Source organism: Candidatus Manganitrophus noduliformans (genome assembly GCF_012184425.1).
Classification (GTDB): Bacteria; Nitrospirota; Nitrospiria; order SBBL01; family Manganitrophaceae; genus Manganitrophus; species Manganitrophus noduliformans.
Window position 1 is genome coordinate 505,647 of record NZ_VTOW01000001.1, and the last position, 10,907, is coordinate 516,553.

General features: G+C 55.8%; 10 protein-coding genes. 3 read left to right on the top strand and 7 right to left on the bottom strand.

Features of this window, described 5'->3' with window-relative positions:
• Positions 1–8: 8 nt before the first annotated feature.
• The 7 genes from MNODULE_RS02405 to MNODULE_RS02435 form a co-directional block, all read right to left on the bottom strand.
• Positions 9–434, bottom strand: coding sequence for an arsenate reductase ArsC (locus tag MNODULE_RS02405; protein ID WP_202882091.1), 426 nt, complete (start codon positions 432–434; stop codon positions 9–11).
• 660 nt (positions 435–1,094) lie between these two features.
• Positions 1,095–2,504: a sigma-54 interaction domain-containing protein gene (locus tag MNODULE_RS02410; RefSeq protein ID WP_202882092.1), complete on the bottom strand. Its 1,410-nt coding sequence runs from the start codon at positions 2,502–2,504 to the stop codon at positions 1,095–1,097.
• Positions 2,505–2,855: 351 nt separating this feature from the next.
• On the bottom strand, positions 2,856–3,797 hold the full coding sequence (locus tag MNODULE_RS02415; protein ID WP_168057892.1) for a formylglycine-generating enzyme family protein: 942 nt from the start codon (positions 3,795–3,797) through the stop codon (positions 2,856–2,858).
• Between the two features lie 140 nt (positions 3,798–3,937).
• A complete protein-coding gene (locus MNODULE_RS02420; protein ID WP_168057893.1) occupies positions 3,938–4,966 on the bottom strand; it encodes an LPP20 family lipoprotein in 1,029 nt (342 codons plus the stop codon).
• 19 nt (positions 4,967–4,985) lie between these two features.
• A complete protein-coding gene (locus tag MNODULE_RS02425) occupies positions 4,986–6,374 on the bottom strand; it encodes a COG3014 family protein (RefSeq protein ID WP_168057894.1) in 1,389 nt (462 codons plus the stop codon).
• 13 nt (positions 6,375–6,387) lie between these two features.
• Positions 6,388–6,993 carry a penicillin-binding protein activator LpoB gene (locus MNODULE_RS02430; protein WP_168057895.1) on the bottom strand — a complete coding sequence of 202 codons (606 nt, stop codon included), beginning with the start codon at positions 6,991–6,993 and terminating at the stop codon, positions 6,388–6,390.
• A 73-nt stretch (positions 6,994–7,066) separates the two neighbouring features.
• Positions 7,067–7,633 carry an LPP20 family lipoprotein gene (locus MNODULE_RS02435; RefSeq protein ID WP_168057896.1) on the bottom strand — a complete coding sequence of 189 codons (567 nt, stop codon included), beginning with the start codon at positions 7,631–7,633 and terminating at the stop codon, positions 7,067–7,069.
• A 537-nt stretch (positions 7,634–8,170) separates the two neighbouring features.
• On the opposite strand from MNODULE_RS02435, the gene rho reads away from it, so the two are divergent.
• The 3 genes from rho to prfA all read left to right on the top strand — a co-directional run bounded on the left by rho (position 8,171) and on the right by prfA (position 10,906).
• Positions 8,171–9,418, top strand: coding sequence for a transcription termination factor Rho (rho, locus tag MNODULE_RS02440; protein ID WP_168057897.1), 1,248 nt, complete (start codon positions 8,171–8,173; stop codon positions 9,416–9,418).
• A gap of 81 nt (positions 9,419–9,499) precedes the next feature.
• Positions 9,500–9,700 (top strand): 50S ribosomal protein L31, encoded by a 201-nt coding sequence (gene rpmE / locus MNODULE_RS02445; RefSeq protein ID WP_168057898.1) that lies wholly within the window; start codon positions 9,500–9,502, stop codon positions 9,698–9,700.
• Between the two features lie 138 nt (positions 9,701–9,838).
• On the top strand, positions 9,839–10,906 hold the full coding sequence (prfA, locus tag MNODULE_RS02450) for a peptide chain release factor 1 (protein WP_168057899.1): 1,068 nt from the start codon (positions 9,839–9,841) through the stop codon (positions 10,904–10,906).
• Position 10,907 lies beyond the last annotated feature (1 nt).

Below are 10,907 nucleotides of genomic sequence, written 5' to 3' on the forward strand. Positions count from 1 at the left end.
ACCGACGGTTAGACCGCGCCGCGCTGAATTCGAAGACCTGCAAGTAAATCCTTGACCTTCGCTTCAATCAAATCTCGCACCTCCCGAAACCGCTCCGGCGAAAACTCCTTCGGGTCGGGAATGTTCCAATCTTCGCGGCGCACGGCTCGCACGGAGGGACAGGCGTCCCCACATCCCATGCTTACAACGACGTCGTACTCCACGTCGGGAATGTCTGCGAGGGACTTCGATTCGTGGGTGTTCAGATCGTAGCCCAACTCGCGCATCGCCTCAACGGCCTTCGCGTTGATTTGGCCGGAAGGGTTCGAGCCCGCACTGTGCGCTTCGACGGTCGGACCGCCGTGGAGACGCGCGAAGGCCTGAGCCATTTGACTCCGATTGGCGTTCTCGATGCAGACAAACAGCACCCGGGTGGACGATGAGGGGGCGGTCAATGCGGATTCTCCCGAGCCGGGCGCGGCGGCGAAGGACCGCAGCCCGGTTTTTTCAAGCGACCGGGCCAGGTCTACAAATTGCGCATTCGATTTCGAAAGTCAACTACGCAGGCAGGCCCCTTTTCCTTTCTTCGCGTCACGTACGATCCGGCTAATGATTAACTTGCCATTTTGCCCTGATAATCCGATACCAGCCCGGGTATCAGGCATTTTTGCCAAAGGTCTATTCTCTTCGGGCACAACGGGGAATTATTTTCCCGGCGCCGGGAAAATTTAAATCAAACGTCTCGATGGGTCAGGGCAGGCTCCCTGGCGAAACCTTAGAAGAGCGAAGTGAACCGGCTTATCCGGTCTTGCCGAGACCTTTTAGAGAGATCAGAACAGAGAACGCGTTTCGGGTCCGGAGGTCCTGGTAGGTCAGCGTGACCGCCCAGCACCGGCTTTTGTATCGAATCCGCCGTCAGGCCGGGGAGCGAGGCGGTGACCGTGTCGGTTGTGGAGGAGGGCAATCTCCTCGGCAGATCTCTCGGGCTGGCGCAACCTTCGTCGTGAAAAGAAGATCACACCCGCTACCCAGAACTGAGCCCTCCATGCGATCGTATTCTTTTTTCGCCCATGCCCTGGGAAAAAAATCGACGGGGAGCGGGGCGCAGTGGGAGCCTAAATCACCTGGGCGTCGCCTTGCCCCGCATTGATGAACTGCTGTCGGATCAGGCCATGTTTTTCCATCAGCCGCCGGAAAGCCCTTCGATCTTTCCCCGCCTCTTTCGCGGCGCGGGAGATGTTTCCGCGGTGGGTCATCAACAGTTGGGAGAGATAGGATTTCTCAAAGGTGTCGATCGCCCGTCGTTTGAGCGTCCGGAAGGGATATCCCCGTCTGGGGGGATTTTCGGCGTGAGGAAGGTCGATCTCCTCGGCCTGGATCAGAGAGACCGGAGAGTGGACAATCGCACGCTGGATCACCGCTTCAAGCTCTCTGACATTGCCGGGCCATGCGTAGGAGGAGAGCTTCATCAGGGCCGCCGGTGAGAGGATTTTATAATCGCTTCGGAAGCGCCGGCAATATTTTTTTAAAAAGTACTTGGCGAGCAGCGGAATATCTTCTGACCGTTCTCGGAGCGGGGGCAAAGAGAGCGAGAGAATATACAGACGGAAGTAGAGGTCTTCACGGAACGTTCCCGCCTTGACCTTCTCGACCAGATTTGCATTGGTCGCCGCCACGATCCGGACATCGGCCTGGAGCGGCTGTCGTCCCCCCAACGGCCGATACTCCCCTTCCTGGAGAAAGCGGAGGATTTTGGCTTGAGCGGTCAGGCTCAACCCGTCGATTTCATCGAGGAACAAGGTGCCCGACTCCGCCTCTGCAATCAAGCCCCGCTGCGGGAGCGAGGCGTCGGTATAGGCTCCCTTGGTATGGCCGAAGAGCTCGTTTTCAAGGAGGGTTTCTGGAAGCGCGGAGCAATTCACCGGAATAAACGGGCCCCCCGCGCGGGCGCTCAGGTAGTGAATCGCGCGAGCGGCGAGCTCTTTTCCGGTTCCCGTCTCCCCGGAGAGGAGGACGGTCGCATCACATCGGGCCAGGAGGCTGATCTGGCGAAGCGCTTTTACAAACGGATCGCTCTCGCCGATGAGAGAACCCATGCCAAGATCGATCTTCAGCCGCTCGGCGGCGCTCCGGTCTTCGAACTGAAGCCATTTTTGTATGCGGGCGATCAAATCGCCCGGCTGAAAAGGGCAGAAGAGAAAATCGTCCGCGACCTGAAGGACTTGATTCAAGGGGGCAAGATTAATCAAGGGACCCTGGCAGGAGAGCCAGAGGACCGGCACAAAGTAGCCGAGCCGCCGAAAAGAGAAGACCGCTTCTGCAGCGATCTTTTCCGAGGAAGATTGAAGTAAGATCAGGTGCGGCGCCCGAATCGACAACGCCTCCGGTGAAGGGAGGGCCGATGCGCCGATCAGTTGAACCCGTTCCCCGGGGAGGTGCTCTGTGATGATTTGCTTCAGATTGGAGCAAGGGTCAGGATGTGCGCGGTTGTCTCTGAGATCAATCTGTAAAATGGTTTTTGTCATTCCCGGTCCACAGGGCCCGTCTTTATATACGATATACGCGGCATCGGTTTAGAGAAGAGAATTTTTGATGTTAGTGACTATAGATGATTTTGGGTGTTCGCGAGGATGAGCGTTGCGCTTAATCTGAATCAAACATCCATGCCGCTCGGGCATTCCCAGATCAAGTCCCGTCAGGGTTAGACGGGGATGGTATCACTCAGCCACCCTGTACACTAACCAATCCGCCGTCGACGAGTCAAGCAGAATCCGGCCCTACAAGATACTAAGTATATTTAGCGTATCTATTCCGGTACAGGAAAATTCGCCGAGACGATCGATCCATCTCCGGGTCTAGCTTACTAGAGAGCGGGATTAATTCTTCTTGAGAGAGGTTTCTTTCGAGGTGGTTGCGACTGGAGAGGGGGGGGCGTCCGGGGCGTCCATGGCGCAGCGAAAACCGATGGTCGCCTCTTTTCGGTACGGAGCGACGGCATAACGTTTGGTCGTCCGGACGTCGCTTCCGACATTGTCCCAAGAGCCTCCCCGCACCGCTTTGGCCATGCCGACCTCGGGCCCTTTCGGATGGGTGACCTGCCCGTCTTTGTAATAAAATTCATCATACCAATCGAAGACCCACTCGAGGGCGTTTCCGGACATATCGTAAAGGCCGAACGGGCTCCGGCCGGCCTCGAAGGTTCCGACCGGGGCGGTATAGGCAAAGCCGTCGTCTTCGCCGCGCGCATTCGCATAACCGTCGGCGTAATCTCCTCCCCAAGGCCAAGGGTGTTCTTCCTCGCCGCGGGCGGCATGTTCCCACTCGACCTCGGTAGGGAGTCGCTTTCCGTTCCAGGCGCAATAGGCGTCGGCATCAAACCAGGAGACGCCGACGGCGGGATGATTCGGTTGGAATAAGACGGAGACATCATCAAAAAAAACCATCACCTCCTGCCGGTGGCGGTTGGTTTTCTCGACGAATTGCTGATACTGGGCGTTGGTGACTTCATAAAGATCGATGAAGTAAGCGTTGATCGTCACCTCGCGCGCCGGCTTTTCATCGAACTCTCCCTCTATTTTGGCCCCTCTCCAGAGGGTCCCTCCCCGGATGAAGACCATCGGCGCGCCGTCTCTCCCGAGCTTGGCGATTCTCAAATGATTGAATCGGGCGGGGTCCGGGGCGGGCACGACGATCCGGGGGGCCTGTCGCGCGCGCGCGGCCTTGGCTTCGGAGCGGATCGTATTCATTCGGGAAATAGAGGCAAGGACCAACACGAGGAGGAGGATGCCCATCCCGATGAGAATACCGGCGACCTTCATCGCGCTTTTCCTTTTGAAGTGACATTAGGCGCTATCGAACAGTGAGGCTGAGAACTTTTATTACTTTAACATGCTCGACGCTTCCGATGCAATTTGATGCAGGGGTTCAATATGTTGAGCCGGTCCTCTCCTGGATGGATTTATTCTCCGTAGATGAGCTTTAAGACGCTCTCGCCAACCGTTTCGGAGAGCTCCTTTTGGAGGGCGGACAGCGCCTTCCGCTCCGCTTCTTTGGGGGTGAGATGGCCTTCTTTCCCTGACCGCTGAATGCGGCCGAACTCTTTCTGACCCTCCTTTTGGGTGAGTGTCAAATCGGCGGACCACCGAATATAGTGCCATTTCGGGTCTTTCAGATCGGCCTCTTCCAGTCCGACATTTCCCTTGATGAGCAGGTCGCCCTCGCCCCCTCCGATGAACCCTTTGTCGTGAAGTCCGGCGAGGATGGCATCGCGAACGGCTGTCGCTTGCGGACCGTCGATCTGGACATCCACTTTAAAGGAGCGGCTTAAAAGCGCCTTCAGTTGGTCATCGAGGGCGGCGGCGCTGACCTTGAGGCCCTCCCCCCGGCCGGTCGGCTGGATCACGCGAAGATCGGACTCGTAGATCTCGGTCTGCCGGGCGGCCCGCAGCGCTTTGTGGAGGGCCCGCGCCTGCTCAAGCGGGTCGGCCGATTTTTTCGCCCGCGCTTCCCATTCTCGCGCTTCCATTTCGGCGTCGAGCGATTTCCGGCGGAGCGCCGAAGCGCTCTTCGCCCGGTCCAACACCGCCAAGGCATAGTGGACTTTAGAGACGGAGTCGGTCCATCGCTCCGCGATCCGGACCTGCTCGAGCACCTTCTGCGTGGAGACCTCGGTCTGGTTTCGCAGGTCAATCGTCCGATCGATCTCGATCCGCTTTCCCTTTTCGGTCTGTCGGAAATCTTCCCGCTCGTGGGTGGCCGAGCGGATTTCGGCCCGGAAGATGCGGGCCAGCGCGGCATAGGCGCTCTCTTCCGCCCGTTGCCGGGTATCGCCGGAGCCGACGCCGATCAGGAAAGATGCCTCGGGATAATTTTCGCTGGGTCCGTCGACCCAGTCGGGTTTCTCGGCAGCGAGACCGATTGCCGTCATGTCGAAGAGAGGGAGTACCATACTGCCCAAGAGCAGAATAAACCGGGTGAAACGTTTCATAGGTCCTCCTCAATCGGCGTTACTGTAGGAGATGATCGATCAAAAACTGCGGCTTCCCTTTTTCAATCTTTAGAGGCGGAATCGGGCGCTCCTCAATCAGATGTCCCTGGTTCGAGTAGTAGGCGATCCGGACCTCCCATTCTCCCGGAGGAAGAGAAACGCGCGCCAGACGGATTTTGGCGGGGAGGGTCCGCCAACTCCGCTTGTCCGACTGCTCGGTGGCGAGCGAATAGACGTTGGTCAGAAAGTCGGTCAGGATCTCGGCCCCTTCCCCTCCCTTTTTCTTCGCCTGATGCTTCGCGGTCCGGGCCGCGGCATATTTGGCCGTCGCGCGCGCGATCGCCTTGGAAGAGATTCGGGCGATCCGGTCCTCAAGGTTCTTTTTTGCCAGGGCGGTGATATCCTCCATCACATCGGCGCTCTGTTTAAGGAGGGTCTCTCCTTGCCGGAAGGTCACCTCCACCGAGCCGACTTGGGAGGGGCGGGGGACAAATCGGGGAAGCGCCACCCGAACCAGGTAGAGGCCCCCCCCTCCATCGGGGACCGGCGCATCGATGAAGTAATCTTCCTTCACGGGCGACCGCCCCTCATAGGTGACTACGACAACCTCGCCTTCTTGATCCGAAGATTTTCGGGAAGCGCCCTCCACCGACTCGGGAAAAAGCCGCTGATACTCCTCCCGTTCTTCCGGCAGATGAAGGGTGTTTGTGATCCGGATCAGATCGAGCCCCAGCCGGGAAGGAACCGGCGTGTTGTAATTTTTTTTGTATGCTTGGAATGCTTCATAGGCCTTTCGATAAGAGATGAAGGCGTCATTGGACTCTCCCCGTGTTTCATAAAGAATTCCGGATAGGTAACGCGCGAAGGCGTCTTCCTTATAGACGTTTTTCTGCGTGTACCGATCGTTCAACAGGTTCAAGCGGGCATCGACCTGTCTTGCCTCCACCAGCGCGTCGTCCCATCGGCCGAGGGCGGCATAGTTGAGCGCCGAGAAGAGATGGATGAGGACGGTTTCGAAGTCTTCTCCTTCGTAAGGGAGAAGGTTATCGTTGGTCAGCATCGCGCCGGCATGGGTGGAGAGGCTTTGCGTGTAGAGCCGGTCGATCTCGGCAGTGGCCTGTTCAAAAAAACGGTTGCTCTCCTCGTAGCGCCCGGAGAGGTGGAGGAGAAAAGCCCGATCGAGATAATAAAGAAGACGATTGCGATCGCCGTAGTCGTTCTTGTTTTTCTCAACAACGGCATCGGCATCGGCATACCGATGAGAGCGAAGATGCTGCTCCACCAGTTGCTGGTGGCGGAGCGAAGGACCGCAGGCGGTCAAAAGCAAAAGTGAGAAGAGGGTCCCGAGCTTAAAGAATCGCGCCGTGAGCGTCCGGCATTTTGATGAAGATAGGGGGGAAGGATGCATGAGACATCAATCCCTAGAACTTGATCCGGCTTTTTTCGATGATTTTCTTGATTTTCTTCTGGCCGAGCCACACTTTTTTGTTGTTGGCCATATCGACCATCTCGAGATCGACCTGATAAAAAACCGCCTTGGTTCCGTCGGCTTCATCAAGGATGGTGTTGATCGTCCCGATCATCATATAATCGGCGCCGATCTCTTTCCCGGGGCCCTTCGCCGTTTCGTCCGACGAGTTCTGGGCCTGGTCGAGCCGTTCTGCCCGGATCTCCTCGCGCTCTCCCTGGCCGGCGACGAAGGAGACCCGTCCGGAGTTGGTCAGCTCCCGCTGCAGGTCTTTAACGAAGGTCTGGACATTGATGTGCTCGTGGCTGCGGTTCACCACCGTCCCGACGATGACGGTCGGCTCCGTTCCGCGCTTCTTCATAAAATTGTCGACCCAAGGACGGTTCAGCGAATCCTTCACCATCTCTTCGGCGACCAGGCGGGAGTCAGTGTCGTTCCAGCGGCCCGAAAGGTCTGTAACCGTATCGGTCTCGACGCGGGAAACGGTCCTTCCGCCGCAAGAGATCATCCCGGTGAGTGCCGTGGCTGTAAGGATTAAAAAGAGCGCTTTCTTGATCATGGTTCTTTCCTTTCTCAATGGGGGATTGCAGCACGATACCATCCGGATCGGAAAATGGATCGGCCCGAAGAGATTACCGATGTTTCTCTTCTTCCTTGTCGAGCGCCTCGAAGGCCTTCTCCGCATTTTCTCGGACGTAATCGCGGACCGCGGCATTCAGCTCTCGGGCCTGTTGGATGTTGTCCTTGAATTTATCGAGGTCCAGCCGCGCAAGGGAGTAGAGCGTTCCATCGGCGGGATCGGTCCAGTGATCGATAATGATCACGCCGGAGAGGGTCGTGGCCGAGAAGGTCTTGATCGTCTGCTCGATGTTCTGCTCCTCGCTGGTCTTCTTGAAATCGCCGGCCGTGGTGGAGGCGGCATAATCGCGCATCAGGGAGGCGGAGTAGGTTTCGAATACTTTTGCAACTTCCGCTCTGGCCCGGTTGTCGGCGGCCGTTTTTGCCAACGGCTTGTTCTTCACCCCCGTGACGGCGCCCACCCCATAGAAGGCCTTTTGATCGTTATCGAGAAAAGCGCCGTTTCCTTTTTGAACCCAGTCCGGTTCCTCATGCTTGGCCTTGTGACCGGCGCAACTCGCCAGCAACAAGATCGTGACCCCAGCAATGATCCCCTCGACAAAGAACCGCCGTTGCCTCATCGATTTCCCCTCCATCAATTTGGAAAACGGAATCAATATACCATCCTCCCATGAAATGTCAAATCACTAGTGAGAAAGAGGGGAGAGCGATGAAGCCGAACCTTGACGGAAAATAGCGTTTGACAAAAACAAACGAGTTGACTATAATACGACTTAGCCTATAGTGAATGTCGTTGGGACTTCTTTCCGACTCGGCTCTTCATCAGCATCTCCTCCTACAACATTATTCGTTGGCCGGTCCAAAACGAAAGATCCGTCTCAGGTGGTTCACAAATTTTCTTCCATATCTGCTCAGAGCATTTCATTAAAAAAAACCATAAAAGGAATGATGGCCATAAGCTAATTGCCTACTCGTCTTACGATCCCTTCCTCGTTCAATTCTTATAATTAATGATGATGCGATCTAAACATATATCGATGAAGGTCATATTCGGATAAATCCTATCTGACATGCTCGCCCTTTTTACACTTTTAAACCATTTAATCAATACCTGAATAGAAACTGACTGTAAGATTTAATATATCAAGGAGAAAAAGATGAATCTTGCCGAACTGAAAGAGAAAAGCATTGCGGACCTGACTGAGGTGGCCAGGGAGCTGAAGATCGAAGGCGCGAGCAACCTGAGAAAACAAGAGCTCATCTTTGCGATTCTGCAAGCCCAGTCCGAGAAAAATGGAACGATCTACGGCGAAGGGGTTCTGGAAACCCTTCCGGACGGCTTCGGATTTCTCCGGTCCCCCGATTACAATTACCTCCCCGGACCCGACGACATTTATGTCTCTCCCTCGCAGATCCGGCGATTCAATCTCCGAACAGGCGATATCGTCTCCGGCCAGATCCGGCCTCCCAAGGAGAGCGAGCGCTACTTTGCGTTGCTGAAGGTAGAAAAGATCAACTACGAAGAGCCGGAGGTCGCGCGGGATAAGATCCTCTTCGACAACCTCACCCCGCTTTATCCGTTGGAGCGGATTAAGCTGGAGTACAGCCAGGAAGATTACTCGACCCGGGTGATGGATTTGATCACCCCGATCGGAAAGGGACAGCGTGGATTAATCGTCGCCTCGCCCCGAACCGGTAAAACGATGCTGTTGCAGGCGATCGCAAAAGCGATCATGAAGAATCATCCGGAGATCATTCTGATTGTTCTTCTCATCGATGAACGCCCTGAAGAGGTCACCGATATGCAGCGCCAGGTGAAGGGGGAGGTCGTCAGCTCCACCTTCGATGAGCCGGCCCAGCGGCACGTCCAGGTGGCCGAGATGGTCCTGGAAAAAGCGAAACGTCTGGTCGAGCACAAGCGGGACGTCGTCATCCTGCTCGATTCGATCACCCGGTTGGCCCGCGCTTTCAACGCCGTGGTTCCGCCGAGCGGAAAGGTCCTCTCCGGCGGTTTGGATGCCAACGCCCTGCAACGGCCGAAGCGGTTCTTCGGATCGGCCCGAAACATCGAAAACGGCGGCAGTCTCACCATCATCGCCACCGCCCTGATCGATACCGGAAGCCGGATGGATGACGTCATCTTTGAAGAGTTCAAAGGAACGGGCAACATGGAGCTTCACCTCGACCGGAAATTGGCCGACCGCCGCATCTTCCCGTCGATCGACATGACCCTTTCCGGAACACGTAAAGAAGAGTTGCTGGTCGATAAAGAAGACCTCAACAAGATGTGGATTCTCCGGAAGGTCTTGAGCCCCCTTTCGACAATTGAGTCGATGGAATTTTTATTCGACAAGATCAGGGGGACCAAAACGAATAAAGAATTCTTGGAATCGATGAACAAGTAAAAAGGGCTTGAAAGTAAACGTGATTTAAGCTATAATCTCACGCTCGATCTATGCCCATTTATGAAATAAAAGGAGATTGCAATGAAACCAGCCATTCACCCCGAATATAAAGAGGTGGAGATCACCTGTGCGTGCGGGGCGGTGCTTAAATCGAAGTCGACCCGAGGCGAAATCCGCCTTGAGATTTGCGCCTCCTGCCATCCTTTCTTCACCGGGACCCAGAAAATCATCGATACCGAGGGCCGCGTCGAACGGTTCAAGAAGAAATACGCGAAGAAATAGCCCCCGACTTCCTCTTCCAGAGCCTGCCCGCCGGGCAGGTTTTTTATTTTCTCCTCTCTAAGTGGTCCAGGGTAAGCCTGGTATCTGAACTTAACCAAGCGGTACGGGAAAGAAATGGTTCTCTCTAAAGAAGATTTCTTGACAGACAAACTGGAAGGAATCTTTAAAAAATACGAAGTGCTCGGCGCTCAGCTGTCCGACCCGAAGGTGCTGGCGAATCCGAAGGAGCAGATTCGTCTCGCGAAAGAACGGTCTGAATACGTGGAGACGATCCAGCAATACGAGACCTACAAGTCGCTTCTCAAGGAGATCGCGGAAGCCGATGAGGTCCGGCGGGATCCGGCGGCGGAGGCGGAATTGCGCGAAATGGCGGAGTCGGAGTGGAATACGCTTCAGCAGAAGAAAGAGGCGCAGGAAGCCATTCTCAGAAGGCTCCTTATTCCGAAAAACCCCCTGGACGATCGGAATCTCTTTCTCGAGATCCGCGCCGGGACGGGAGGCAACGAAGCGGCCCTTTTCGCGTCGGACCTTCTCCGGATGTACATGAAATATGCCGAGAAGAAGGGCTGGAAGGTGGAGATGATGGACTCCAGCGAGACTGGAATCGGAGGCTTGAAAGAGGTCATCCTCTCGGTTGCGGGAAAGGGGGCCTATCGTCATTTCCAATACGAAAGCGGCGTTCATCGCGTTCAGCGGGTACCGGAGACGGAAGCGAGCGGGCGGATTCATACCTCCACCGTGACGGTCGCGGTCATCCCCGAAGCGGAAGAGGTCGATATTCATATCGACCAGAAAGACCTGAGGATCGATACCTTCTGCTCTTCCGGACCGGGCGGCCAGAGCGTCAATACGACCTATTCCGCCGTCCGGATCACCCATCTTCCGACCAACCTCGTCGTCTCCTGCCAGGATGAGCGATCCCAATTAAAAAACCGAACCAAGGCGATGCGGATCCTCCGATCCCGCCTGCTGGAAGTCGAGCGGGAGAAGCAAGAGGCGGAGATTGCAAAAAACAGGAAATCCCAGGTCGGGACCGGAGAGCGAAGCGAGAAAATTCGCACCTACAATTTCAAGGAAAACAGGGTGACCGATCATCGGATCAACCTCTCCCTCTACCAGCTCGATCAGGTTCTTCAGGGAGAGCTGGACTCCCTTGTTCAGCCTCTCATCGCCGATGATGAGGCAAAGCAATTGGCCGAATCGTAAT

What these genes read in the sequence shown, in the direction of transcription:
- MNODULE_RS02410 (WP_202882092.1), bottom strand. Translation starts at nt 2,504, where the DNA reads ATGACAAAAACCATTTTACAGATTGATCTCAGAGACAACCGCGCACAT.
- MNODULE_RS02415 (WP_168057892.1), bottom strand. Translation starts at nt 3,797, where the DNA reads ATGAAGGTCGCCGGTATTCTCATCGGGATGGGCATCCTCCTCCTCGTG.
- MNODULE_RS02420 (WP_168057893.1), bottom strand. Translation starts at nt 4,966, where the DNA reads ATGAAACGTTTCACCCGGTTTATTCTGCTCTTGGGCAGTATGGTACTC.
- MNODULE_RS02425 (WP_168057894.1), bottom strand. Translation starts at nt 6,374, where the DNA reads ATGCATCCTTCCCCCCTATCTTCATCAAAATGCCGGACGCTCACGGCG.
- MNODULE_RS02430 (WP_168057895.1), bottom strand. Translation starts at nt 6,993, where the DNA reads ATGATCAAGAAAGCGCTCTTTTTAATCCTTACAGCCACGGCACTCACC.
- MNODULE_RS02435 (WP_168057896.1), bottom strand. Translation starts at nt 7,633, where the DNA reads ATGAGGCAACGGCGGTTCTTTGTCGAGGGGATCATTGCTGGGGTCACG.
- rho (WP_168057897.1), top strand. Translation starts at nt 8,171, where the DNA reads ATGAATCTTGCCGAACTGAAAGAGAAAAGCATTGCGGACCTGACTGAG.
- rpmE (WP_168057898.1), top strand. Translation starts at nt 9,500, where the DNA reads ATGAAACCAGCCATTCACCCCGAATATAAAGAGGTGGAGATCACCTGT.